The following is a 24,651-nucleotide window of genomic DNA, read 5'->3' on the forward strand; positions in this document are numbered from 1 at the left end:
CGCTGAGTACATATCCGTTGCTGCGGTCACGGCTGCTCAGGGTTCCTTCGTTCCGACGTCGCCGGTGGATCAAGAGCAAGAGCAAGATCTTCACCCGAGCTTGCGCTCATAGTGTTGAGTGGTGAGAAGCAGATGCGATCCCTGTGGGAGCTGGCTTGCCAGCGATGGCGGCATGACAGCCGACCATTCTCTAACTGAATGCACCTCTCCCAATGCAGGAGCCGTCGCCGGTTTCATTGTTTGCGTTTGTTTAAACGTGTTTCAAATCCACGGAACCTTCCCACAAGGTTTTCAGGTTGTCCGTCGGTGCGCTCTCTAGGCTTGGGTTGTCGCTGAATACTCAGCGACCAGGTGTGGAAACCTGAAATTTAAGTAGATGCATAGCACCACCACCGTAATCGTTGTCGGCGACTTCTTTCGTGTGCGAACTGTGTCGCGGCGGCTGTGCGTGGGCAGACTTCGGTCTGGCCGGTTGCCTACTTATCGGTATTTCCACCCTGCGTATAGCTGCCACCTTTTGTCGTGTGGAAACGACAAGAGCTGGCTCCCACAGCCAAGTAGGAGTTTTTTATGGACAAGCTAATTCGCGACCCTCCCCCCGAATCCAGCTCCCCGCTCGAGGACGCCATCCGCATCGACGATCAAGTCAAAAACCGCGAAGCGATCAAGCGCGGCCTCGACTTCTATCTTTGCCCGCCACCTTCAAAACCCTACCAGCCCAGCACGATGTTTCTCGTGCAGCCAAACATCGACACCGAAACGTTGCTCGCCCACGCCTGTGAATCCCTGGCCTCGGCCAATGTAATGGCGAGCGATTTTGCAGACCAGCTCAGTCGCTCGCAGCGCAACACCGCGCTGGCGATCCAGCAGATTGTGATGCTGGCTGAACTTGCAGTGAGCCGGGCACTGGGCCGTATTGATCCGCAAACCTGAGCTTGTGTCGATTGCTTTGTGCATTGATGCCGCTGGTCAAATTGACGCCATCATTTTGACATTTTGATGGTGTCGAAATGATGGCTATTGTACATTCCCCGCACTCCAACCAGGCCTTCTGGTGGGGTCGGTAGGGATGCCTGAGTAAATGTGAACCCTGCTGAAACTTTTCAAGTTTTCGGAAGGGAATCTCGTTTGAATACCTCATGTTTGCGCCACTCGTTGTTGGCGCTGTCCATCGCTGCTGCCACGCTGCACGCCTCGATCGCTGTGGGCGCCGACCTGAATTACGATCTCAGCGGCGGGCCGCTGAACAGTAACCTGCAGACCTGGGGGCTGGTCGATTTGAACGGCAACGGCACCATCGCTGCCGGGGCGCCGTCGACCTTTACTTACGCGGCTCAGTTCGCGGGGCTGACCGCTGACCAGTTACGCAACAACGGTAATATCCGCATCGATGGCGCCAATCACGGTGTCGGTATCAGCCTCGGCTCTTCTGGCGCAGTGCCGAGCAAAATCACCAATAGTCTGATCAACGACGGTTCGATCTCGGTTCACGGCTTGACCGGTTCGGGTGACTCCACCGGCATTGGCGACATTGGCAGTACGATCGGTGGCACTCTTTCCAACACCGGCAGTATCGATGTCAGTGGCGAGCGCGCCAGCGGCGTCATGCTGGTGCATACCACGTTGGGCGGGTTCAGCAATGAGGGCACTATCAGTGCCAGCGGGGCAGAGGCGCTTGGGGTGTTTCTCGACGGTGCCACGCTTAAAAATCCGCTTAACAACAGTGGTGTGATTCGCGCCAGCGGTAGCAATGCCGAGGCGCTGACGCTGGAAGGGGTGAAATTCACCTCCAGCAGTTTGCTGGCCAACAGCGGCACGATTTCCGGTGAGTCCATCGGCATTCACATCAGTGACCAGACAGCAGGCAACAACCTGTTCAGAATTTATCAGCTGAGCGGCTCGATCGAGGGCGGTTCGGCGGCGATCCAGGTTGATGATGGGCAAACGTATTTCGACTTCTTCGGCGGTACGGTCAAGGGTGATCTGCTCGGGCTGGCCGGCGTGCGGGTCGACGGCGACGCAACGTTCGATGGTTCGACGATCAAGTCAGGTTACGTCACCATCGAAGAAGGCACGCTGACCCTGGTACGACCGCACACCACGATCATCGGCGACTTCGACATGGAAGAAGCCAATTCGGTGCTGGAGCTGTACCTGGGCAATGACACCAATCCGGCGCTGCCGGTTTTGAAAGTCACCGGGACTACCGAGATCGCGCCAGGCGGGCAGTTGCGTTTGCTGGCTCGCTCCAGCGACTTCCGCGTCACTCCCGGTGGCACGCGTTACACCTTGATCAGCTCGGGCAATCTGGTCGGTGGCAGCAACCTGACGGTCAGTTCCAGCTCGGCGCTGCTGGACGTGAAAAGCTTCGGTGTCGAAGGCAATGACATCACCAGCGTGGTGACCACCAAGTCGGATGAAACCCTGGCGGTCAACACGCTGGCCGCGGGCGGCAGTCGTAACGCGGCAACCGCGGTGGGGCGTCTTGCCAGTGTGATGTCACGTATCGATGAGCAGGACCCGGTGTTTCAGGCGTTCGCCAATGCCAGCACCGATGCCGAGCTGGCGCGGTTGTCCGAGGCACTCAGCCCGGACGTCAGCCGTGGGGTGCTTCACGCCACCACCAACAGCCAGACGCTGGTTTCGGGGGTGATCAATGATCGCTCCAGTCGTGCCCGCGCAGCCGCCGGCTCGAGCGAAAAGGGCGTCTGGCTGCAAGCCTTGAGCAGCGATGCCAACCAGGACGCGCGCCGTGGCGTTGCCGGTTACGACGCCGACAGCCACGGCATCGCGGTGGGTGCCGACGGCCAGTTGAACGCCGACACGACGTTGGGTCTGGCGTACAGCTACCTCGACAGCGATGTGAAATCCGACCTTGGCAGCAAAACCAAAGTGACCGGGCACGCGCTGACCGTGTACAGCAATTGGGTGCACGACAACTGGTTTGTCGATTCGTCGTTGATGGTCGGCTGGAACGATAACGAGTCCAAACGCTATATCGCCGGTACTCGCGCCAAGGGTGACTACGACAGTGACGTGTTCGGTGTGAGTGCATTGGCCGGTTACAGCCTGCGCCTGATGCCTGATGTCGTGTTGGAGCCGCAAGTCGGCGCACGTTACGCCAACGTGGGCATGGACGCGTATCACGAGAAGGGCAGTTCGGCCTCGTTGAATGTCGGCAGCCAGCGTTACGAAGTGGGTGAAATGGGCGTGGGCGCGCGTCTGGCCGCCGCGTTCGCGATCGGCACCGGCAGTCTTGAACCTGAGGCGAAGGTCATGGCGTGGCATGACTTCATCGGCGACAAGGTCGGCACCACATCATCGTTTGTGTTGGGTGGTGATTCGTTCACCAGCCGTGGCACCACACCGGTACGTGACAGTTATGAACTGGGGCTGGGTGCCAACTACCGGATGGGCGCCTGGAGTGTCGGCGGTTCGTACAATTACGTGACCGCCAGCGGTTTCGACTCCGACGGCTTCACCGCGAAAGTGCGCTACGCATTCTGACTCCTGCAGGCGCCGGCAAAGGCTGCGATCTTTTTATGTTGATCGTAAAAACAAGATCAACAGATCGCAGCCTGCGGCAGCTCCTACAGTTGATTACAGTTGGTAGCTGAAGCTGATGCTGTAACGCGGTCGGCGGTTGAAGGTGTCCAGTGCTTCGTCGGACATTGCCTTCGCCGCCTCCAGCGCAATGTTGTAGTACTTGGCATCGCCGAATCGTAAACCGATCGCCGCCGACGACAGACTGTTGGCTTGCACCGGCAGTTGATTGAACCAGCTGCGCGAGCGATCGAGCACCACATACGGTTGCAGAATCCGCACCCAATTGCCGTCGCGGTTGAAGCTGTAGTTGACCTCGTACGCCACCCCCCAGCCTTTGTCGCCGGACGCCTGATCGTCGGGATAACCACGGCCGAAATTCTGCCCGCCGAACACCGCGCGTTCGCTGTCGGGCAAGGTGTCGTCGCTCCAGTACAGCGCCGCCGAAAGCACGCCTTGCCAATTGTCGAAGAACTTGTCGCTCTGCACTCCGGAAAGGCGCACGCGGAAGAAGTTCAGGTCGATGGCGCTGTTGTTGGTCTTCGCGCCCATGCTGTCGAGGCCTTGATAGACACCGCCGCTGAGGATTCGCAGCTGCCGCGCATCAGCCTTGCGCCAGTCACTTTCGAAGGCGAGGGCGCGGATGTCGGTGCGTTCTTCGACGCTCAGCGGGTAGCCGACAACGTTGTAGCGGGTTTTGTCGTTGACCGCATATAACCGCGAACCGGCGGTCAACAACTCGTTGGAGGCGGCGATCAGCGGGAAAGTGAAACCGACCGAGTAACGATCATTCTCGCGATGCGGTTTGAGTTCCAGGCCGTTGTCGAGCTGTACGTTGGTGCCCGGATCGGCGCGGTAGCGTGAGGCAGACAGGGCGAGTTGCGCGCCTTCGGCGTTGAGGAACTGGTTGTAGTCCACACGGTAGTAATGCTCTTTGTCGTCACCCGGTGGGAAGAGGCCGCTGAGGGACAATTGCTCGCCCATCGAAGTCTGCGAATTGCTACTGACTCCGAGCAGAGCCTGCGTACCGTTGCGGTTGTCTTCAGTGGTGCTCAGCGAGCTGGTGAACGGCTTGCGGCTGGCTTCGGCCACCAGCGTGGTCGCGCCGTCGGTAGTGCCCGGTGGCGGCACCTGCGCCTGAATGGTCACGCCGGGAATGCGCGTCATCAGCGTGGTGTAACGCTCGAAGGTCTTGCGCGTCAGCGGCCGTTCGGCCTGAATTTTCGCGGCCAGTTTGTCGATCAGGTCTTTGACCCGGCCGACGTCGCCCTGCATCTGGATATCGCGGACATAGCCTTCCACCAGCACCACGCGTGCTACACCGTCATCAAAACTCTGTTGCGGCAGGAACGCGTAGGACAGCAGGTAACCGTCCTGCTGATAGCGACGAGTGATGTTGCGCGTGGCTTCGATCAGGTCGGCGAGGCTGGTTTGCCGGCCGATAAGGCCTTTGTAATTCTCGGCGAGTTCGGTCAGCGGATAGAGGGTGCCGCCTTCGATCTGCACGGTTTTCAGGTTGACCTTGGTGCTCATCATCAATGGCTGCGCGGCGGTCGCACCGGCATCCGGCACTTGCACCGGCGCGGCGCTCGGGCGATAGGCATCGGCCGGCAAGTTGGGCACGGGCAGGTTGCGAATGGTTTCGTTGCTATTGAGAAAGCTGGGCAGGGTGTCGGCGAGGGCAGCGGAACTGAGACTGAGGAACAACAGGGACGCCATAACGCGCATAGGACACTCCATGGTCAGATCGCAGCTCAAGGCTGTTTTTTCCTAAGAAAAAAGCGGAAGACTCGTGGGAATCTTCCGCCCTCAACCAAGCGTAGGCGCTGTAGGTGAGGCCGTCGAATCGGCCAGGTGCAATTTAGCGTTTGTTGCCTCCCAGAGCGCCGGTCAACCCACCGAGTACGCCGCCCAGACCGCCACCGGTGGTGCCCCCGCTGGCACCGCCGTTGACCAGACCGCCGACCGCTGCAACGGTGCCGCCGACGTTGTTGACCAGACCACCGACTGCCGTGGTCACCGGGTTGTTGGTGGCGGCAATGCTGTTGCCGATACCGCTGACCGCGCCGCCGATCTGGCCGGTGAGTCCGGCGACTGGCGAGCCTAAACCTGTGGCTGCGCCGACTTGTTGCGTGACGTTGGTGACCGCGCTGGTGACCGGGTTCAAGCCTGCGCCCAAGGTGGCGCCAACGGTGGCCAGTGGCGAGGTCGTTGCGGTAATCGGTGAGCCCGAGCCGCCCAGCACGGTGTTGAGCGAGGCGACGGTGTTGCCCAGTCCGACTGCAGTGACGCCACCAGCACTGACGACGCCGTTGGTGTTGCCGGCGTTCAGACCGGCGCCGACATTGACCACCGCGCCGCCGACGGTTTGCAGCAGACCAGTCCCACCGAGGCCGCCGCCCAGACCACCACCCAGACCACCGCCAGTGCCGGAGCCGCTGCTGTTGGACACCAGACCGCCAGCCTTGCCGACCGCCGTCCCGGTATTGCTCAAGGCGCCGCCCAGCGTGTTGGTCACGGCATTACCATTGCCAGCGTCGGTGACCTTGTCACCCAGGCCGTTGACGGCACCGCCGACTTTCGAAATCACTCCTTTGAGCGGATCACCCAGCCCGGTCGCATCGCCGATCTTGTCGGTGGTGCTTTCAACCATGGCGATCACCGGCACCAAACCGGCGCCGACTTTATCCGTCAGTTGGCTGGTCGGGCCATTGGTCAGGGTGGTGTCGAGGGTATTGCCGAGCATGGTGACTTTCGCGCCGACACCGTCGAGCAATGGCGCCACTTTGGTAATCACACCGCCGACCACCGGAACGCTGTTGGTGGCGGTGACCAGTTTGCCACTGAGGTCAGTCACGCCATTGCCGACATCCGTGACCACGCCGCCAACCGAGGCAACTGTGGTGGTCAGGCCTTTAGGATCGGTTGACAGTTTGCCGATGCCATTGGCGACACCATCGCCAAGAGTCGTGACCACGTTGCCGGCGGTGTTGGCCGCGCTTTGCACCACGCCACCGACCACAGGAACAGTGCTCAGCGAGTCGCCAATCTGGCCGACGCCATCACCGACGCCGGCGACGGTTTTACCGACATCCTGCACCAGGGTAGTGGTCACCAACGGTGTGGTGGTCGGATTGGTTGGATTCGTCGGGTTGGTTGGGTCGGTTGGATTTGTAGGGTTCGTCGGATTGGTCGGATCGGTTGTGCCAGTACCACCAGTACCACCCGTGCCGCCGGTTCCGCCTGTACCCGCGGTATCACCTGTGCCGCCACTACCGCCCGTGCCACCAGTGCCGCTTGTGCCACTGGTAGGCGAGGAACTGCCGGAGCTGCTGTGATGGCCGCCACCGCCGCTGCTGCAACCGGCGAGGCCGAGGGAGAGAATCAATGCCAAAGCGATTGCTGATTTGCACCACACGTCTTGAGTTTTCATGATCGAGATTCCTTGCACCTGTCACAACGTTCGTTGCCTTCGATGGCTTGCCGATCTGTCGCCGGCAATGCCTCGTCCGTGGCTCTAATCTCAGTCGAGGGTGCGTTTCCGACCATTCTCAAGTTGGTATTAACGCCTTTATATATAAGGCGCAAAGCAGCGCCTAAGGACTAATACCCAGGTAATAGAGGCGCAAAAAAAAGCCTTGAAAATCAAGGCTAGGCGTTTTCAACTGCGTGGAAAGAGGGCGGAAAAAACTTAAGTGATATACACACAATTAACAGGCCTGCCGTGGCTTTTTGACCCAACTCAACCCCCCTGTGGTGAGGGGATTTATCCCCGTTGGGTTGCGCAGCAGCCCTCAGGATCTCAAGCGTTCAGATAGATCGAGTTCACCGGTCTTACGACGGCTGCGCCGCCGAACGGGGATAAATCCCCTCGCCACGGAATCTTCCTATGGCCTGGTATGCGTCTGCGGGGCAAGAGGGCGGAAAAAACTTAAGTGATATACACACAATTAACAGGCCTGCCGCGGCTTTTCGACCCAACTCAGCTCCCTTGTGGCGAGGGGATTTATCCCCGTTGGGTTGCGCAGCAGCCCCAGGATCTCAGGCGTTTCAGATAGATCGAGTTCACCGGTTTTACGACGGCTGCGCCGCCGAACGGGGATAAATCCCCTCGCCACGGAATCTTCCTTTGGCCTGGTATGCGTCTGCGGGGCAAGAGGGCGGAAAAAACTTAAGTGATGTACACACAATTAACAGGCCTGCCGTGGCTTTTTGACCCAACTCAACCCCCCTGTGGTGAGGGGATTTATCCCCGTTGGATTGCGCAGCATCCCCAAGGATCTCAAGCGTTCAGATAGATCGAGTTCACCGGTCTTACGACGGCTGCGCCGCCGAACGGGGATAAATCCCCTCGCCACGGAATCTTCCTATGGCCTGGCATGCATCTGCGGGGCAAGAGGGTGGAAAAAACTTAAGATGTACACACAATTAACAGGCCTGCCGTGGCTTTTTGACCCAACTCGCCCCCCTGTGGTGAGGGGATTTATCCCCGTTGGGTTGCGCAGCAGCCCCAGGATCTCAAGCGTTCAGATAGATCGAGTTCACCGGTCTTACGACGGCTGCGCCGCCGAACGGGGATAAATCCCCTCGCCACGCTCCCTGTGGCCTGGGATGGTTCAGCCGATCGGCTGCCACTGCCCGACCATGTGTTCCAGATCATTCGCGCCGATCAGGCGCAGTTCGCCACTGGACCCCGCCGCACTCGCCAGCAAGGTCACCTCGCTCGGCAACCGCACGGGTTTGCGAAAGTGCACGGCGATCTCGATGTTGGCCTTGGGCAAGTGATCGGCCAGTGCCGCCAAAGTACGCGCCTTGTTCCACAACCCATGGGCAATTGCCGTGGGAAAGCCGAACAACCTGGCACTCGCCGCGCTCAAGTGGATCGGGTTGTAGTCCCCCGACACCTTGGCGTATTGCCGACCAATGTCCGCCGGGGCTTTCCAGTGCGCCACTTCCGTCAGCGCTGGCGTGGGCTCCCACGTCTGCTCGACGGGTTCACCCTCAAGCTTGACCCCGCGACAGAGCATCTGGCTTTCGGCTTCCCACAATGGCCCGAGTTGATCGTCCAGGGTGGTCAGCACGTCAAACGTCGCGCCCTTCGGATGCGGCTGCAGGTTGTGCACGCGCACGCTGACTTGCGCCCGACTGATTGCGCCCATCGGCCGCAAGACACGGATGCGGTTGCTCAGATGAATCAGCCCCAGTAACGGGAAGGGAAAATCCTTGGCGGTGAGTAATTGCATTTGCAAGGCGAAGGCGAGGATATGCGGATAAGTCGGCGGCAGCAGACCGTCGTCGGCAAATCCACAGACCTTGCGGTAGGCCGCCAGGCGTTTGCCATCGACATCGACCCAGCAGCGCAAACCGCTGTCAGGCAGTTGCGTGCCAGTGATTTTGCGTCGCGTGGCTGCCCGTACATACAGACCGGGCAGGCTCGGTTCGCGATCCAGCGTGTGCCATTCGATGCTCATGCCTAAGCCCCCAGAACACTTTGTCCACAGACCCGCAGCGCCTGCCCGGTGAACGCGCCGGTGCCCGGTTGCGCCAGCCATGCAACGGCTTCGGCGACGTCTTGCGGCAAGCCGCCCTGGCCCAGCGAACTCATGCGTCGCCCGGCCTCACGCAGGCCGAACGGGATGTGTGCGGTCATCTGGGTTTCAATGAAACCCGGCGCCACGGCGTTGATGCTGATGCCGCGTTCCTGCAGGGTTGGCGCCCACGCCTGGGCCAGGCCAATCAATCCGGCCTTGCTCGCGGCGTAGTTGGTTTGCCCGCGATTGCCGGCGATACCGCTGATCGAGGCGAGCAAAATCACCCGCGCGTTGTCACGCAACGTACCGCTGTCAAGCAGGGCTTTGGTCAGCACTTGCGGCGCGTTGAGGTTGACGGCCAGTACCGCGTCCCAGAATTCCGGGGTCATGTTGGCCAGTGTTTTGTCGCGGTTGATCCCGGCGTTATGCACCAGAATGTCGAGGCCATCGGGCAGTTGTTCGATCAGTTGTGCACCCGCGTCTTCGGCACAGATATCGAGGGTGATGCTGCGCCCGCCGAGGCGTGCAGCGAGGGCGTCGAGATCGGTTTTTGCCGGAGGTACGTCGAGCAGGATCACTTCGGCACCGTCGCGTGCGAGGGTCTCGGCGATCGATGCGCCAATACCGCGGGCCGCACCGGTGATCAGTGCCTTGCGCCCGGCCAGCGGTCTCGTCCAGTCAGTCACTGGCGTTGCGCACGCGCTCAGGCGGATGACTTGTCCGGATACAAATGCACTTTTCGGCGAAAGGAAAAACCGCAGCGGGCCTTCCAGTTGATCCTCGGCACCGGCGCCGACGTAGATCAATTGCAGGGTGCCGCCGCTGCGCAGTTCCTTGGCCAACGAGCGCGAAAATCCTTCCAGTGCTCGCTGCGCACTGGACGCAAACGGATCAGCCAGGGTTTCCGGGGCGCGGCCGAGGATCACCAGATGCGCGCACGCCTCTAGATTTTTCATCAACGGCTGAAAAAATTCGCGCAATTGTTTGAGCTGGTCGGTGTGCTGCAATTCGCTGGCATCGAACACCACGGCTTTGAGTTTCGGGCCGTGGCCGGGAATCCATTCGGTGGCCGTCGCCGGTTGCTCCCCGTAGCGGTAAATGCCATCGGTCAAACGATTGGCGAAGGCGCTGACGCGTTCGGCCAGTGGCCCGCCACCGATCAGCAGCGCGCCGTCCACCGGTCGCAGGCGTCCAGCCTGCCAGCGCTCCAGTCGCACCGGCGACGGCAGTCCCAGTGCGCCGACCAGACGATGGCCGATGGACGAGTTGGCGAAGTCGATATAGCGGTCAGACATGGAACGCTCTCCAGAAGTTGGGGTTCAAAGTGTGGACTACCCACGGCAATCAATCGTTCGATCCACGCAATAAGGCCTACGCTAGAACAGCAGAGTAGTTGGCGACTGAAGGTTTTGTCGGCGAACACAAATTCAGCAACACAGCAGAACCCTTGTAGGAGTGACCCGTGGCGAGGGGATTCATCCCCGTTCGGCTGCGAAGCAGTCGTAGAACCTGCACACGCGGTATTTCAAACAGACCGCGCTGCATGGAAAGGGGGCCGCTTCGCAGCCCAGCGGGGATAAATCCCCTCGCCACAGTGGCTCCTACAGAGAATCCAGGTGAATTCGATCAATTTGAAAAGGAGTTATTCATGAGTCAGCTGCGCCGCGTCGCGATCATCGGCGGTAACCGTATTCCTTTCGCCCGCTCCAACGGGCCTTACGCTACCGCCAGCAATCAGGTGATGCTCACTGCTGCCCTCGAAGGCCTGATCGAACGTTACAACCTGCACGGCCTGCGCATCGGCGAGGTGGTGGCAGGTGCGGTGCTGAAATTGTCACGAGATATGAACCTGACCCGTGAATGCGTGCTCGGCTCGCGCCTCTCGCCGGCCACCCCGGCGTATGACATTCAGCAAGCCTGTGGCACGGGTCTGGAAGCGGCCCTGCTGGTGGCCAACAAGATTGCGCTCGGACAGATCGATTGCGGCATTGCCGGCGGCGTCGATACCACCTCCGATGCGCCGATCAGCGTCAGCGAAGGCTTGCGCAAAATCCTACTGCAAGCCAATCGCGCGAAGACGACCGGCGACAAACTGAAAACCTTTCTGCAATTGCGCCCCAAACACCTCATCCCGGAGTTTCCGCGCAACGGCGAGCCACGCACCGGCCTGTCGATGGGCCAGCACTGCGAGCTCATGGCACAGACCTGGAACATCCCTCGCGAAGAGCAGGATCAACTGGCCCTCGAAAGCCACCACAAACTCGCTGCGTCCTACAGCGAAGGCTGGCACAACGACCTGATGACGCCGTTTCTCGGCCTGACCCGCGACAACAACCTGCGCCCGGATCTGACACTGGAAAAACTCGCCACGCTGAAACCGGCCTTCGAGAAAAGCGCCAAAGGCACGCTGACGGCGGGCAACTCCACACCGCTCACCGATGGCGCCTCGGTGGTGCTGCTCGGCAGCGAGGAATGGGCGAAAGAACGTGGCCTGCCGATCCTTGCCTACCTGCGCGACGGCGAAGCGGCGGCGGTGGATTTCGTCAACGGCGCGGAAGGGCTGCTGATGGCGCCGGCGTACGCAGTGCCACGCTTGCTGGCCCGCAATGGCCTGACCTTGCAGGATTTTGATTACTACGAAATTCACGAGGCGTTCGCCGCGCAAGTGCTGTGTACGTTAAAAGCCTGGGAAGATCCCGAATACTGCAAAACCCGTCTGGGACTCGATGCGCCCTTGGGTTCGATTGATCGCAGCCGACTCAACGTCAAAGGCAGTTCCCTGGCGGCAGGGCATCCGTTTGCCGCAACCGGCGGACGGATCGTCGCCAACATGGCCAAATTGCTCGATGCGGCAGGCAAGGGCCGTGGCCTGATTTCGATTTGCGCAGCAGGCGGCCAAGGCGTCACCGCCATTATCGAGCGCTAGAAAAGCCCCTCACCCTAACCCTCTCCGGGAGGGGGAGGGCTGGGGTGAGGGTGTTTTCTGACCCGATGTCAGATTCTGTCGCAAATGCCCTCAACACCGATCAGCAACATTTACCACCGCCTCGGCTATGATTCGCCGCGGTCAGATTTTCGGCACAGTGTGTGCATTCACAGATTCACAGGTCGGCAACCCCTCCCCGAGAGGCGAGGATTGCCGTATAACGAGTGACATTCGCGTGTTTGGTAATAAAGGACCCACAATAAAAGCTGATGAAGACTCCAAAACGCATTGAACCGCTGATCGAAGACGGTCTGGTTGACGAGGTGCTGCGCCCACTGATGAGTGGCAAAGAAGCAGCTGTTTATGTGGTGCGCTGCGGCAATCAGTTACGTTGCGCAAAAGTCTACAAGGAGGCGAATAAACGCAGTTTCCGCCAGGCAGCCGAGTATCAGGAAGGCCGCAAGGTTCGTAACAGCCGACAGGCGCGGGCGATGGCCAAGGGCTCAAAATTCGGTCGAAAAGAGACCGAGGATGCCTGGCAGAATGCCGAAGTAGCGGCTTTGTTCCGTCTGGCCGGCGCGGGTGTGCGGGTGCCCAAGCCTTATGACTTCCTCGACGGCGTGCTGTTGATGGAACTGGTGGCCGACGAGTACGGCGACGCTGCGCCGCGTCTGAACGACGTGGTGCTCGAACCGGACCAGGCGCGCGAATATCACGCGTTCCTGATTTCGCAGATCGTGCTGATGTTGTGTACCGGCCTGGTGCACGGTGACCTCTCGGAGTTCAACGTGCTGCTGACGCCGACCGGCCCGGTCATCATCGACCTGCCGCAAGCGGTCGACGCTGCTGGCAACAACCACGCGTTCAGCATGCTCGAGCGAGACGTTGGCAACATGGCTTCTTATTTCGGGCGTTTTGCCCCGGAGTTGAGGCAGACCAAGTACGCCAAGGAAATGTGGGCGCTGTACGAAGCCGGCACCTTGCACCCGGCCAGCGTGCTGACCGGCGAGTTCGATGATCCGGAAGACCTGGCCGATGTTGGCGGGGTGCTGCGCGAGATCGAAGCGGCGCGGCTGGATGAGGAGCGCAAACAGGCGATCCGTGCGGCGGACGACGAGCCGAAAGGCAAGTCCGACGAACCGCCTCCACCGCCGTGGATGCAGTAACCGCTTAAACAGAAACCCGGCTTCGGCCGGGTTTTTTGTGTGCAGAACAGCAGAAATCCCTTGCAGGAACAGAGCTTGCTCGCGAAAGCGCTGCGTCTGCCAATATGATGGTGACTGACACGCCCCCTTCGCGAGCAAGCTTTGCTCCTGCAGTGGATATAAAAGGGCCAGATCAAAAGATCGCAGCCCGCGGCAGCTCCTACAAGGATCGTATGTGAGTACTTTACGCAACACCCACCTGATCATCACCGCTCGGCTGATTTCCGATTTCGGCGCCTTCCTCAACATGGTTGCGCTGGCCACCTACGTCTACCTGCTGAGCAACAGCGCCATGAGCGTCGGGATTTTCCTCGCCAGTCGCGTCGGCGGGGGGATTTTTGCCAGTCTGGTGGGCACTCGCTTTTACCGACGCTGGAATGGCCGCGTACCGCTGATTGCGTTCGATCTGTTGCGCGCCGGTTTGCTCGGTCTGCTGCTGATCACGCCGGTCAGTCTGCAAGGGCTGTTGCTGCCGGTGATTGCCTTCGGTCTGGGCTTCGGCAATTCGATGTTCGCGATTGGCTTGAACAGCCAGTTACCGCGGCTGATACCCGCCGAGCAGTTGCTCAAGGCCAACGCCTGGATCACCTCGGCCTCTTCGGCCGCGATGGTCGGCGGCAGTCTGGTCTCGGGATTGCTGGTGGCCGGTTTTGGTTTCGAAACGGTGTTCGCCCTGAACGCACTGACGTACTTGCTGGCGGCGCTGTTGATCGTGCCGTTGCGTTTCGAAAAACCGACCCTGCACGGAGAACCCGAACGCGGCGAATGGTCAGCGCTCAAACAGGGCTTGCGCAGTGCTCCGGTGGTTGCCGCGATGCTTGCGGTGACGATGGCCGACACCTTGGGCAGCGCGGCGCACAACGTTGGTTTTCCGATTATCTCGAAGCTGCTGAGCCCCGATTCAGCCAGCACCACGCTAGGCCTGATGCTCGCCGTGTGGGCCAGTGGCAAACTGCTCGGCGCGCGCATCGCCAGTCGTCTCAAGGGCTCGGACAACATCCATCTGGAGCGGCGGTTTTTCTTCGGCGTGGCGCTGATGTCCTGCGGGTTCATCCTGATGTTCCAGCAGCACAGCCTGTACGGATTGCTGTTGTTTTCCCTGCCAGCGGGATTGGGTGACGGCTTTTCCGAAGTCGGCCTGATGTCACGCCTGCAACGTGAACCCGAGCATTTGCGCTTGCCGATCTTCAGCTTTCTGACTCTGCTGCAAATGACCGGGTTCGGCATCGGCATGCTGGTCGCCGCACCGTTTTACGCCTGGTGGACACCGGGTGCCGTGGTCTTGCTATTCCACGGCATTCCGCTTTGCACATTGCTGACGGTAAAAATATTGGCCATCAAGCGCGAGCGGGTTGCGCGCAGCAGCCCGACGCCAGTTCCTTGAGGATCGGGCAGTCCGGGCGGTGGTCGCCGTTGCAGTGCTCGACCAGATCTTGCAGGGTGTCGCGCAGTTCGCCGAGTTCGCGGATCTTTTGATTGAGCTCGTCGATGTGCTGACGCGCCAGCGCTTTCACATCGGCGCTGGCGCGTTGCCGGTCCTGCCAGAGCGTCAACAGCTTGCCGACTTCCTCCAGCGAGAAACCCAAGTCGCGTGAGCGCTTGATGAACGCCAGGGTGTGCAAGTCATCGCCGCTGTAAATCCGATAACCGCTGTCAGTGCGATGGGCTGCCTTGAGCAGGCCGATCGACTCGTAATAGCGGATCATTTTTGCGCTGAGGCCACTGTGCCGGGCCGCTTCGCCGATGTTCATCGGTGCTCCTCCAGATCCTTGGGTTTCCAGGTTTTCAACAGTAGCGCATTGCTCACCACGCTGACGCTCGACAGCGCCATTGCCGCCCCGGCCAGCACCGGGTTGAGGAAGCCGAACGCCGCCAGCGGAATGCCGATCAGGTTATAGACGAAGGCCCAGAACAGGTTCTGACGAATCTTCGCGTAGGTCTTGCGGCTGATCTCCAGCGCGGCCGGCACCAGCCGTGGATCGCCGCGCATCAGGGTGATACCGGCCGCGTGCATCGCGACGTCGGTGCCGCCGCCCATGGCGATACCGATGTCTGCAGCGGCGAGGGCCGGGGCGTCGTTGATGCCGTCGCCGACCATGGCGACCACGCCGGTTTTTTTCAGCTCGGCGACGGTGGCGGCTTTGTCCGCTGGCAATACTTCAGCGTGGACATTGCTGATGCCCAAGGCCTCAGCGACTACGCGGGCGCTGCCTTTGTTGTCTCCGGTCAGCAGATGGCTGTGAATACCACGGGCGGCGAGTTGCTGCACGGCTTCCAGCGCGCCCGGTTTCAAGGTGTCACCGAAGGCGAACAAACCTAGCACTTTCGGCTCAGGAGTTTGCTCGATCAACCATGAGAGAGTGCGGCCTTCGGCCTCCCAGGCATTGGCGGATTCACTCAGGCTGCCGGCGTTCAAACCGTTTTCTTCGAGCATTCGCCGATTGCCCAGCGCCAGACGCCGGCCATCAAGACTGCCGGCAATGCCGCGGCCGGTCAGCGATTGGCTGTCACTGATATCGGGCACCTGCAGATCCCGCTCGGCAGCGGCATCGAGCACCGCTTTGGCCAGTGGGTGTTCGCTGCCACGTTGCAAGGCACCGGCGAGTCTCAGCAGGTTGTTTTCATCAGCATCGACCGCACTGAAATGGGCGATGCGAGGAGTGCCGGACGTCAGCGTGCCGGTCTTGTCGAATACCACGCTGCTGACTTCATGGGCGCGCTCGAGCGCTTCGGCGTCCTTGATCAGAATGCCGTGACGTGCGGCCACGCCGGTACCGGCCATGATCGCGGTCGGCGTGGCAAGGCCGAGGGCGCAGGGGCAGGCGATCACCAACACCGCGACAGCGTTGATCAGCGCGGTTTCCAGCGGTGCGCCGTACAGCCACCAGCCGATCAGGGTGGCCAGGGCCAGCACCAATACGGTCGGCACGAACACCTGGCTGACTTTATCCACCAGTTTCTGGATCGGCGCTTTCGCCGCTTGTGCGTCCTCGACCAGCCGAATGATGCGCGCCAGCACGGTTTCCGCGCCCAGCGCCTGAGTGCGCACCAGCAAACGACCTTCGCCGTTGATCGCGCCACCGGTAACCTTGTCGCCCGGTTGTTTCGGCACCGGCAGGCTCTCGCCGCTGATCAGCGCTTCGTCGGCGTGGCTTTGGCCTTCGAGCACTTCGCCGTCGACGGGGAAGCGTTCGCCGGGTTTGACCAGCACCAGATCGTTGAGGCGCAGGGCGCTGATGGCGACTTCCTGCTCGCGGCCGTCGAGCACTTGAATCGCCCGTTCCGGCCGCAAGGCTTCGAGGGCGCGGATGGCGCTGGCGGTCTGGCGTTTGGCGCGGCTTTCGAGGTATTTACCGAGCAACACCAGGGCGATGACCACTGCCGACGCTTCGAAATACAGATGTGGCATGCGCCCGGCGGCGGTGGCCCACTCATAAAGACTCAAACCGTAACCGGCACTGGTGCCGAGGGCGACGAGCAAGTCCATGTTGCCGGCCCCGGCGCGTACGGCTTTCCACGCGGCGACGTAGAAGCGTGCGCCGAAGATGAATTGCACCGGCGTGGCGAGGACGAATTGTGCCCAGGCCGGGAGCATCCAATGGATGCCGAACGGTTGCAGCAACATCGGCGCTACCAGCGGCAGCGCGAGGGCGATCGCGCAGATCAATGCCCAGCGCTCATGCTTCAGGCGTTGTTGCTGATTATCGGCGTGTGGCTGTTCGGCTTGCCAGACGCTGGCCGAATAGCCGGCCTTGCTCACCGCATCGAGCAGCGCCTGCGCATCGACCTGACCGAGCAGTTCGAGGTGCGCACGCTCGCTGGCCAGGTTGACGCTGACGCTTTTAACGCCGGGGACTTTGTTCAAAGCGCGCTCGACGCGACCCACACAGGACGCGCAGGTCATGCCGTCGATGCTCAGTTCGAGCGTTTGCTGCGGCACGCTGTAACCGGCGCGCTCTACGGCTTCCATCAAGGCCGGAAGACTGTCGCCGGGCGCTTCCACTCGGGCCTGCTCGGTGGCGAGGTTGACGCTGACGGCACTGGCGCCGCTGACTTTGCTCAAGGCGCGCTCGACACGCCCGGCGCAACTGGCGCAGGTCATGCCGGCAATCGGCAGATCGAACGTGATGGAATCGGACATCGGTCGTACTCCCTGTAGTAGATGCCTACAAGGATCAACCTTGCCATGCGGGCAAGGTCAAGCGCCAATCTTTACTCGAACGGCGTACATCGTCTTTGATCTTCTGTAGGAGCAAAGCTTGCTCGCGAAGGCGTGCTATCAGACATACGAAACTGACTGAAACACTGACTTCGCGAGCAAGCTTTGCTCCTACAAGAGTGAGGGTGACTCAATACTCGAGGGCAGCGGGTCGCAGGTACAGGCCTTTGGCCGATGTTGCGATCCGGTACTTCAGCACATCGCCGGCCTTCAGCGAGATCTCCTGCGCCGGCGGTGCCAGCATGCCCGGCTGACACCCCGGAACCTGACCAGGCTCAAGCTTCAGACGTATGGAAAACGTACCGTGCTGCAGGTTGAACGAGGTCGACTGCTCCTGCAGCAGACGCCCGGCAAACTGATCCTGGATATACACGCCAATCTCGCAGGACGTCGGCACTTCGAGGCGTTCGCGCGAGATGATCAGAACGGCGTAGTCCTCGCCGGTCGCATTGGCCTGAGGCATGGCGGCAAAGAGGCTGAGGCAGGCAAACAGGCTGAAAGCTGACCAGCGCATGGCTGAATCTCCTGAATTTAGGTCATTGATGCACGCAGCTTGGCCGAGCGCGGCGCCGATTGCCAGCCCGGCAGTTAATTCCAGAACTTGACCTTGCCATGATGGCAAGCTCGAGACTGCCGGCAACCTCACTCAAAGGAGTCATTCCATGCAAGTGTTCAATGTTCAGGGCATGTCTTGTGGTCACTGCGTCAAGGCCATCACTAACGCGGTGCAGGCTAAAGATCCGGCGGCTAGCGTGCGCATCGATCTGGCGGCGAAAGAGGTCGGCGTCGAAAGTGCGCTGAGTGCCGAGCAGGTGATCGAGGTCATCAGCGAAGAAGGTTACGCCGTCAAACTTGCCTGATCGCCCCCGAAGCAAGAGATCGCAGCCTGCGACAGCGCCTACACGGAAAGATGTAGGAGCCGCCGAAGGCTGCGATCTTTTGCTGTTTTTATAGTTAGCGAGCTATCGGAATGTTCAAGGCGTCCGGGCGCAGCTAGACTGTCGGGCTGCCGACTTGCCTACCTGGATGCCTGATGAACTTCCGTACCATTCTGATTCTCGGTGCCTTGACTGCCTTCGGGCCCTTGGCGATCGATTTCTATTTACCCGCCTTTCCGTCGATGGCGCTGGCGTTCGGCACCGACGAGAAACACGTGCAGATGACGCTGGCGGCGTATTTCGCCGGGTTGTCGATTGGCCAATTGGCTTATGGCCCGGTGGCGGATCGTTTCGGCCGGCGGGTGCCGCTGCTGATCGGCCTGGCGTTGTTCACCCTGGCGTCGCTGGCCTGTGCTTATGCACCGAACCTGGAATGGCTGATTGGCGCACGTTTCGTCCAGGCGTTGGGCGGTTGCGCAGGGATGGTGATTTCCCGGGCAGTGGTCAGCGATAAATGCGACGCGGTGGGTTCGGCGAAAGTCTTTTCGCAGTTGATGCTGGTGATGGGCCTGGCGCCGATTCTGGCGCCGATGCTGGGCGGTCTGCTGGTCAACACCACAGGCTGGCAGTCGATCTTTTTGGTGCTGACCGGGTTCAGCGCAATGGCCGGCCTCGCGGTTGCACTTGGTTTGCCGGAAAGTATGCCGGCGCATATGCCGCGCCAGCCGCTGTCAGGGGCACTGCGTCAGTATGGTCGTCTGTTGAAAGACCCGATCTACCTCGGCCATGCCCTGACGGGCGGGATCGCAATCGCCGGGATGTTCGCCTATATCGCCGGCTCCCCGTTCATCTTCATCAAACTGTACGGCGTGCCGGCCGAGCATTTCGGCTGGTTGTTCGGAACCAACGCGGCGGGGTTCATTCTGGTAGCGCAGGTCAACGCGCGGCTGTTGGCCAAGCGCGGCCCGGCCTTCCTGCTGGCGCGAGCGGTCTGGGTCTATCTGGGCGCCGGATTGACGCTGCTCGCGGTAAGCAGCCTGCACACCGAGGCACTGTGGCCTTTGCTGATTCCGCTGTTCATCTGTGTCGCCAGCCTCGGCTGCATCAGTCCCAATGCGGCGGCTTGTGCGATGAATGGCCAACGCGAGCGCGCCGGCAGCGCGTCAGCGTTGCTCGGTTGCATGCAATTCAGCGTTGCCGCCGCTGCTTCGGCATTGGTGGGGATCTTGCACGATGGCACCGCCGTACCGATGGCCATGGTCATCAGCCTGTGCGGTGTGCTGGTCGTGAGCGTCGCTGTGCTGACTCGACGCCTGCAAAATGCCCGAGCGCTGGCGCAAGCTCAGGCCGAGGCCTGAAAAACCTCAGCCGGCAGCGCGCTGCTGGTTGAGCTCGGGAATCTGGTGGGGCGCGCAAAGTCGCGCTTCAAGGGTGCGGGTGAAGGCCAATGCTTCGGCTTCACTGCGGAATGTCACGGCGTGTTGGTCGAGGCGAACCTGCCATTGAGACTTTGCCACTTCTTTTATCAGGATCTTCATTGCTGACCTCCCATGTGTAAAAGACGCATCGCAGAGGTTTCGATTGTAGTCCTGAATACGGTCGCAATTGTGACAAGGATCAGCCATCTGACTGACGGCAAAAAGCCCCCGCAGCCCCTGCGATCCCCTGCAGAAGCTGTCGGAGGCTGCGATCGTTTGATCTTAGAAACTTTCTAAAACAATTTTCCCCTTGGCTTTGCCACTTTCCAGCAACTCATGCGCCCGACGCAGATTGGCCGCATTGATCACACCGAAATGCTCACCCACCGTGGTCTTCAACGTCCCCGCATCAATCAGCTCAGCGACACGATTAAGCAGGTTGTGTTGCTCAATCATGTCTGCCGTCTCGAAGAGGGAGCGGGTGTACATGAACTCCCAGTGCAGCGACAGGCTCTTGCGCTTGAGTTTGGTCACGTCCAGCGACTTCGGATCGTCGATCAGCGCCAGTTTGCCTTGGGGCGCCAGCGCTTCAACCAGTTGATCAAGATGCTGGTCAGTCTGAGTCAGGCTGGCGACGTGGGTGACGTGGTCGACCCCGGCGCGCTTGAGTTCTTCGCTCAGCGGTTGGCTATGGTCGATCACCAGATCCGCGCCCAGCTCGCTGACCCAGTCACGGGTCTGCTCGCGGGAGGCGGTACCGATCACCTTGAGACCGGTCAACTGCTTGGCCAATTGCGTGAGAATTGAACCGACACCGCCGGCAGCACCGACGATCAGCAGGCTCTGGCCTTCAGCTGTATTGCCTTCACGGATTTGCAGGCGTTCGAAGAGCAGTTCCCACGCGGTGATTGCGGTCAGTGGCAGCGCGGCGGCTTCGGCGAAACCCAGGGTTTTCGGCATATGGCCGACGATGCGCTCGTCGACCACGTGCAATTCGCTGTTGCCACCGGCACGGGCGATGGAGCCCGCGTAGAAAACTTTATCGCCCGCCTTGAACAGCGTCACTTCGCTGCCGACAGCCTTGACTACACCGGCGACGTCCCAGCCCAGCACTTTCGCTGCGCCATTTTCCGGCGCTACGTTCTGCCGCACCTTGGTGTCGACCGGATTGACCGAGATGGCTTTGACTTCCACCAGCAGGTCGCGCGGGCCGGCGACCGGTGCTGGCAGCTCGATATCTTGCAGGGATTTTTCGTCGCTGATCGGCAGAGAAGCGTAATAGGCAATGGCTTTCATCGGTGACTCCAGAATCTGAATGAACAAGGCATGAATTCGATGGGAGAGATGATTGGCTATTTCTCTGCCGGATAAAACCGGCTAAAACAGCAGTCTCTTTCAATATTTTTTTGATAATCGAGGGTGGGAATGCTGCGTTTCGATGACTTGCAATTGTTTGTCCGCGCGGCCGATCTGGGCAGCCTGTCGGCGGCGGCGCGGGTGATGGACATGTCCGCGGCGGTGGCCAGTGCGGCGTTGAAGCGCATCGAACAGCAACTCGGCGCGCGCTTGCTGGCCCGTTCGACACGCAGCCTGCGCCTGACTGCCGAGGGCGAGGGCTTCCTCGAATATGCGCGGGCGGCGCTGAGCAATCTCGATGAAGGCCGACGCCTGCTGGCCAGCGGGCAGGATCAGGTCAGCGGGATCCTGCAACTGTCCGCGCCCTCGGATTTCGGACGCAATCTGTTACTGCCGTGGCTCGACGAGTTTCAGCGCGAGCATCCAAAGTTGACCGTGCGGCTGCTACTCGGTGATCGCATCGCCGACCTGTTTCGCCAACCGGTGGACATCGCCCTGCGCTACGGCGAGCCGGAGGACTCCAGTCTGGTCGCCTTGCCCATCGCTCCACAGAACCGGCGCGTGTTGTGCGCATCCCCGGCGTACCTGGCCAGGCACGGCGAACCGCAGCAACTCGAACAACTGGCTCAGCACAATTGCCTGCTGTACATGCTCGGGAGCCGGGTTCACGACCACTGGAGTTTTCACGATGGCAAGCGCGAGGTCGGTCTGACCGTCAGCGGCGACCGTTTCAGCGACGACGCCGACGTGGTGCGTCTGTGGGCGGTGGCGGGGGCCGGGATTGCCTACAAGTCGTGGCTCGACGTCGGCGCCGATGTGCTTGCCGGGCGCCTCAAAGTGCTGCTGCCAGAGCTGCTTTGTGAGCGCGCTCCGCTGAATTTGTTGTGCGCCCATCGCGCACAATTGAGTAAGCCGGTGAACCTTTTAAGGGAAATGCTCGCCAGTCGATGCGCTGAATTGAGTAGTCAATTTCCCGTTTTCTCCAGAGTTGGTCATTAGTCGCAGGTAAAAAGAGAAATTTCTCTCAGCAACAATCACCACCTGTGCAGGCACCGGCGCAGGACGCGGCGACTAACGCGCTTATACTAGCGGCCGCCTCATGCCCGCACTGACACTCGGGCCCGGAGACCTTTGCGCCGAGTCGCCAGGGTTTGATTGACGGGTGTGCAACTGCTGCGATCCAGTGCCGGAGCAGATTGCGTCAGTGGCCTGTCCGGCCCCGGTACATGGCGTATTTCGCGTCTTGGCCGACGACTCATTACTGGTCAAGATGTCTGCGAGCAGTAGACGATACGATTCAACAGGGAGTGAATATATGGAACATGCACCTTGCATCAGCCAGATCGCCACGTTGCTGGCTGACCCCAAGCGCAGCGCGATGATGTGGGCATTGATGGATGGCTCGGCCCGGCAAACCGAGGAGTTGGCGCTGCTGGCGGGGTTGTCGCCGTCCTCTGCCAGTGCTCACCTGGCGCGGTTGTCCACTGGCGGCCTGTTGAAAGTCGAAGTCCGTGGCCGCAAACGGTTTTTCCGTCTCTCGGCTCCCGAGGTCGGGGCTGCCATCGAGGCGTTGGCCAGCGCCACCATCGCCAGCGCGCCGCGCGATATTCCCGAAGTGTTCAAACGAACCGCGCCGATGGCCAGGCCACAGGCAGCCCCTTCGTCGCTGTTGCGTGCGCGTTTCTGCGATGACCACCTGGGCGGCACGCTGGCGGCCGATCTGTACCAGCGACTGCTCGATGCCGGCTGGATCGAACAGGTCGAGCAGCGAGTCGTGGTGACGCTCAAGGGCTCGACGCAACTGGCCAAGCGTGGAGTGTTCATCCAGGCCCTGGCCCACCGCAACGTGCAAGTGGCGTGCGCCTGTCCGGACTGGAGCGAACGACGTCCGCACATGGGCGGCACCCTCGGCGCGGCGTTGCTGCAGTTGTTCATGCAGTCCGGCTGGTTGACCTTGCCGCATGACTCCCGTGCGTTGCAACTGACCGCTACAGGGCAACGCGAAATCCATCGTTTTGCCAAGGAGACCGAGTTGGAAGCGGCGTTGTAGAGCACTTGTCCTGCAGTGTCACGTCGCCCACGACTGCGAACAGGTCGCATCCAGCACGAACCTCGATTCGCTATCGCGCACACTCGATCCGGGGACTTTTCGGATGGGAGGGGCGGCATGCAAACCAAAGGCTTCAGTGCAGCAGAACGGCTGGAACGACTGCCGATCAGTGGTTATCACCGGATCATTTTCATCATCATTGCCTTGGCCTTTTTCTTCGATTCGATGGATCTGGCGATGATGACCTTCTTGCTTGGCTCGATTAAGTCCGAGTTTGGCCTGAGCAGTGCCCAGGCCGGGTTGCTCGCCAGTTCGAGTTTTTTCGGCATGGTGCTGGGGGCATCACTGTCGGGCATGCTCGCCGACCGTTTCGGGCGCAAACCGGTGTTTCAGTGGAGCATCGTGCTTTGGGGCGTAGCCAGTTATCTGTGCTCGACGGCGCAGACGGTCGAGACACTGACGTTGTTTCGCATCCTGCTGGGGATCGGCATGGGCATGGAGTTCCCGATTGCGCAGTCGATGCTCTCCGAGCTGATTCCGGCCCAGCGCCGTGGCCGCTATATCGCGTTGATGGACGGCTTCTGGCCGCTGGGTTTTGTTGCGGCTGGGGTGCTCTCGTATTTCCTGTTGCCGTTGATTGGCTGGCGCGACATCTTTTTGGTGTTGGCGGTGCCGGCGGTGTTTGTCCTGGCGATCCGCTTTTTCATTCCCGAGTCTCCGCGCTGGCTGGAGCAGGCCGGGCGAGACGAGGCAGCGGACAAGGTGTTGAACGGTATCGAAGCGCGGGTGCGCGCGTCGCTCGGTGGCGCGGCGCTGCCGGAACCGATTCGCTTGCCGCGCACCGTGACGCCACCCGGCAACTTCCTGTCGGCGCTCAAGCAGATCTGGTCGCCGCAATACCGCCAGCGCACGACGATGATCTGGAGTCTGTGGTTCTTTGCGTTGCTCGGCTTCTATGGGCTGACGTCGTGGTTGAGTGCCTTGCTGCAACAGTCGGGTTTTGCCGTGACGCAGTCGGTGTATTACACGGTATTGATTTCGCTGGGCGGGATTCCCGGATTCCTGATGGCGGCCTGGCTTGTGGAGCGCTGGGGGCGTAAGCCGGTGTGCATTGTCACGTTGCTGGGCGGCGGGGTGATGGCGTTTCTGTATGGGCAGAGCGCGGTGTTTGGCGGCAACGTGGCGTTGCTGATCGGCACCGGGCTGTTGATGCAGTTTTTCCTGTTCGGCATGTGGGCGGTGCTCTACACCTACACGCCAGAGTTGTACCCGACTTCGGCACGGGCGACCGGCTCGGGGTTTGCCTCGGCGATTGGCCGCGTGGGTTCGTTACTCGGGCCATTGGTGACCGGGCTGGTGTTCCCGATTACCGGGCAGGGCGGAGTGTTTGCGCTGGGCGCGCTGTGCTTTGCGATTGCGGCGGCAGTGGTGTGGTTGTTCGGGATGGAGACACGGGGCAAAACCCTGGAAGAGCTGACTGAACGCCAAATCCCAGGCTAAACAAAAAACCCACTGTGGGAGCGAG

19 protein-coding genes are annotated in these 24,651 nt (G+C 60.8%); 10 read left to right on the forward strand and 9 right to left on the reverse strand.

The window, feature by feature from the left end; all coding sequences use genetic code 11:
• The first annotated feature begins 570 nt into the window (after positions 1 to 570).
• Together JFT81_RS27370 and JFT81_RS27375 are read left to right on the forward strand one after the other, a co-directional pair.
• Positions 571 to 933, forward strand: coding sequence for a DUF6124 family protein (locus tag JFT81_RS27370; protein WP_201230506.1), 363 nt, complete (start codon positions 571 to 573; stop codon positions 931 to 933).
• 195 nt (positions 934 to 1,128) lie between these two features.
• Complete coding sequence (locus JFT81_RS27375; RefSeq protein ID WP_201230508.1) at positions 1,129 to 3,507, forward strand: autotransporter outer membrane beta-barrel domain-containing protein; 2,379 nt, start codon at positions 1,129 to 1,131, stop codon at positions 3,505 to 3,507.
• A gap of 93 nt (positions 3,508 to 3,600) precedes the next feature.
• On the opposite strand, the gene JFT81_RS27380 is transcribed toward JFT81_RS27375, so the two are convergent.
• From JFT81_RS27380 to JFT81_RS27395, 4 genes are all read right to left on the reverse strand, one after another.
• Entirely contained in the window at positions 3,601 to 5,271 is a 1,671-nt protein-coding gene (locus JFT81_RS27380) for a ShlB/FhaC/HecB family hemolysin secretion/activation protein (RefSeq protein ID WP_201230510.1), read from the reverse strand.
• Between the two features lie 133 nt (positions 5,272 to 5,404).
• Positions 5,405 to 6,976 (reverse strand): collagen-like triple helix repeat-containing protein, encoded by a 1,572-nt coding sequence (locus JFT81_RS27385; RefSeq protein ID WP_201230513.1) that lies wholly within the window; start codon positions 6,974 to 6,976, stop codon positions 5,405 to 5,407.
• Between the two features lie 1,183 nt (positions 6,977 to 8,159).
• Complete coding sequence (locus tag JFT81_RS27390) at positions 8,160 to 9,014, reverse strand: MaoC/PaaZ C-terminal domain-containing protein (protein ID WP_201230515.1); 855 nt, start codon at positions 9,012 to 9,014, stop codon at positions 8,160 to 8,162.
• 2 nt (positions 9,015 to 9,016) lie between these two features.
• Positions 9,017 to 10,369, reverse strand: coding sequence for a 3-oxoacyl-ACP reductase (locus JFT81_RS27395; RefSeq protein WP_201230516.1), 1,353 nt, complete (start codon positions 10,367 to 10,369; stop codon positions 9,017 to 9,019).
• 353 nt (positions 10,370 to 10,722) lie between these two features.
• Here JFT81_RS27395 and JFT81_RS27400 point away from each other — a divergent pair, with 353 nt between their 5' ends.
• The 3 genes from JFT81_RS27400 (at position 10,723) to JFT81_RS27410 (ending at position 14,589) form a co-directional block, all read left to right on the forward strand.
• Positions 10,723 to 12,000, forward strand: coding sequence for an acetyl-CoA C-acetyltransferase (locus JFT81_RS27400; protein ID WP_201230517.1), 1,278 nt, complete (start codon positions 10,723 to 10,725; stop codon positions 11,998 to 12,000).
• A 269-nt stretch (positions 12,001 to 12,269) separates the two neighbouring features.
• Positions 12,270 to 13,166, forward strand: coding sequence for a PA4780 family RIO1-like protein kinase (locus tag JFT81_RS27405; RefSeq protein ID WP_201146637.1), 897 nt, complete (start codon positions 12,270 to 12,272; stop codon positions 13,164 to 13,166).
• Between the two features lie 214 nt (positions 13,167 to 13,380).
• On the forward strand, positions 13,381 to 14,589 hold the full coding sequence (locus JFT81_RS27410; RefSeq protein ID WP_201230518.1) for an MFS transporter: 1,209 nt from the start codon (positions 13,381 to 13,383) through the stop codon (positions 14,587 to 14,589).
• Here the strand turns inward: JFT81_RS27410 and cueR are convergent.
• From cueR to JFT81_RS27425, 3 genes are all read right to left on the reverse strand, one after another.
• Positions 14,543 to 14,956: a Cu(I)-responsive transcriptional regulator gene (gene cueR / locus JFT81_RS27415; protein WP_201230522.1), complete on the reverse strand. Its 414-nt coding sequence runs from the start codon at positions 14,954 to 14,956 to the stop codon at positions 14,543 to 14,545. The genes JFT81_RS27410 and cueR overlap by 47 nt on opposite strands.
• Positions 14,953 to 17,346: a heavy metal translocating P-type ATPase gene (locus JFT81_RS27420; RefSeq protein WP_201230524.1), complete on the reverse strand. Its 2,394-nt coding sequence runs from the start codon at positions 17,344 to 17,346 to the stop codon at positions 14,953 to 14,955. The genes cueR and JFT81_RS27420 overlap by 4 nt, the downstream gene beginning before the upstream one ends.
• Positions 17,347 to 17,554: 208 nt before the next feature.
• A complete protein-coding gene (locus JFT81_RS27425; RefSeq protein ID WP_201230526.1) occupies positions 17,555 to 17,938 on the reverse strand; it encodes a hypothetical protein in 384 nt (127 codons plus the stop codon).
• A gap of 148 nt (positions 17,939 to 18,086) precedes the next feature.
• Between JFT81_RS27425 and JFT81_RS27430 the strand changes: the two genes are divergently transcribed.
• Complete coding sequence (locus JFT81_RS27430) at positions 18,087 to 18,284, forward strand: cation transporter (RefSeq protein ID WP_201230528.1); 198 nt, start codon at positions 18,087 to 18,089, stop codon at positions 18,282 to 18,284.
• A gap of 173 nt (positions 18,285 to 18,457) precedes the next feature.
• Entirely contained in the window at positions 18,458 to 19,660 is a 1,203-nt protein-coding gene (locus JFT81_RS27435; RefSeq protein WP_201230530.1) for a multidrug effflux MFS transporter, read from the forward strand.
• 6 nt (positions 19,661 to 19,666) lie between these two features.
• On the opposite strand, the gene JFT81_RS27440 is transcribed toward JFT81_RS27435, so the two are convergent.
• Both JFT81_RS27440 and JFT81_RS27445 read right to left on the reverse strand, forming a co-directional pair.
• Positions 19,667 to 19,840, reverse strand: a complete 174-nt coding sequence (locus tag JFT81_RS27440; protein ID WP_201146633.1) for a hypothetical protein — start codon at positions 19,838 to 19,840, stop codon at positions 19,667 to 19,669.
• Between the two features lie 162 nt (positions 19,841 to 20,002).
• On the reverse strand, positions 20,003 to 21,016 hold the full coding sequence (locus JFT81_RS27445; RefSeq protein WP_201230532.1) for a zinc-binding alcohol dehydrogenase family protein: 1,014 nt from the start codon (positions 21,014 to 21,016) through the stop codon (positions 20,003 to 20,005).
• A gap of 129 nt (positions 21,017 to 21,145) precedes the next feature.
• On the opposite strand from JFT81_RS27445, the gene JFT81_RS27450 reads away from it, so the two are divergent.
• From JFT81_RS27450 to JFT81_RS27460, 3 genes are all read left to right on the forward strand, one after another.
• Positions 21,146 to 22,075: a LysR family transcriptional regulator gene (locus JFT81_RS27450; protein WP_201230534.1), complete on the forward strand. Its 930-nt coding sequence runs from the start codon at positions 21,146 to 21,148 to the stop codon at positions 22,073 to 22,075.
• Between the two features lie 316 nt (positions 22,076 to 22,391).
• A complete protein-coding gene (locus tag JFT81_RS27455; protein ID WP_201230536.1) occupies positions 22,392 to 23,126 on the forward strand; it encodes a helix-turn-helix transcriptional regulator in 735 nt (244 codons plus the stop codon).
• A 117-nt stretch (positions 23,127 to 23,243) separates the two neighbouring features.
• Entirely contained in the window at positions 23,244 to 24,626 is a 1,383-nt protein-coding gene (locus tag JFT81_RS27460; protein ID WP_201230538.1) for an MFS transporter, read from the forward strand.
• Positions 24,627 to 24,651: the final 25 nt, after the last annotated feature.

Source organism: Pseudomonas sp. TH43 (assembly GCF_016650635.1).
Taxonomy (GTDB): domain Bacteria; phylum Pseudomonadota; class Gammaproteobacteria; order Pseudomonadales; family Pseudomonadaceae; genus Aquipseudomonas.

Excerpts from the sequence above, each read along its gene's own strand:
- JFT81_RS27370 (WP_201230506.1), top strand. The coding sequence starts at position 571 with ATGGACAAGCTAATTCGCGACCCTCCCCCCGAATCCAGCTCCCCGCTC.
- JFT81_RS27380 (WP_201230510.1), bottom strand. The coding sequence starts at position 5,271 with ATGCGCGTTATGGCGTCCCTGTTGTTCCTCAGTCTCAGTTCCGCTGCC.
- JFT81_RS27385 (WP_201230513.1), bottom strand. The coding sequence starts at position 6,976 with ATGAAAACTCAAGACGTGTGGTGCAAATCAGCAATCGCTTTGGCATTG.
- JFT81_RS27390 (WP_201230515.1), bottom strand. The coding sequence starts at position 9,014 with ATGAGCATCGAATGGCACACGCTGGATCGCGAACCGAGCCTGCCCGGT.
- JFT81_RS27395 (WP_201230516.1), bottom strand. The coding sequence starts at position 10,369 with ATGTCTGACCGCTATATCGACTTCGCCAACTCGTCCATCGGCCATCGT.
- JFT81_RS27400 (WP_201230517.1), top strand. The coding sequence starts at position 10,723 with ATGAGTCAGCTGCGCCGCGTCGCGATCATCGGCGGTAACCGTATTCCT.
- JFT81_RS27405 (WP_201146637.1), top strand. The coding sequence starts at position 12,270 with ATGAAGACTCCAAAACGCATTGAACCGCTGATCGAAGACGGTCTGGTT.
- cueR (WP_201230522.1), bottom strand. The coding sequence starts at position 14,956 with ATGAACATCGGCGAAGCGGCCCGGCACAGTGGCCTCAGCGCAAAAATG.
- JFT81_RS27420 (WP_201230524.1), bottom strand. The coding sequence starts at position 17,346 with ATGTCCGATTCCATCACGTTCGATCTGCCGATTGCCGGCATGACCTGC.
- JFT81_RS27425 (WP_201230526.1), bottom strand. The coding sequence starts at position 17,938 with ATGCGCTGGTCAGCTTTCAGCCTGTTTGCCTGCCTCAGCCTCTTTGCC.
- JFT81_RS27430 (WP_201230528.1), top strand. The coding sequence starts at position 18,087 with ATGCAAGTGTTCAATGTTCAGGGCATGTCTTGTGGTCACTGCGTCAAG.
- JFT81_RS27435 (WP_201230530.1), top strand. The coding sequence starts at position 18,458 with ATGAACTTCCGTACCATTCTGATTCTCGGTGCCTTGACTGCCTTCGGG.
- JFT81_RS27440 (WP_201146633.1), bottom strand. The coding sequence starts at position 19,840 with ATGAAGATCCTGATAAAAGAAGTGGCAAAGTCTCAATGGCAGGTTCGC.
- JFT81_RS27445 (WP_201230532.1), bottom strand. The coding sequence starts at position 21,016 with ATGAAAGCCATTGCCTATTACGCTTCTCTGCCGATCAGCGACGAAAAA.
- JFT81_RS27450 (WP_201230534.1), top strand. The coding sequence starts at position 21,146 with ATGCTGCGTTTCGATGACTTGCAATTGTTTGTCCGCGCGGCCGATCTG.
- JFT81_RS27455 (WP_201230536.1), top strand. The coding sequence starts at position 22,392 with ATGGAACATGCACCTTGCATCAGCCAGATCGCCACGTTGCTGGCTGAC.
- JFT81_RS27460 (WP_201230538.1), top strand. The coding sequence starts at position 23,244 with ATGCAAACCAAAGGCTTCAGTGCAGCAGAACGGCTGGAACGACTGCCG.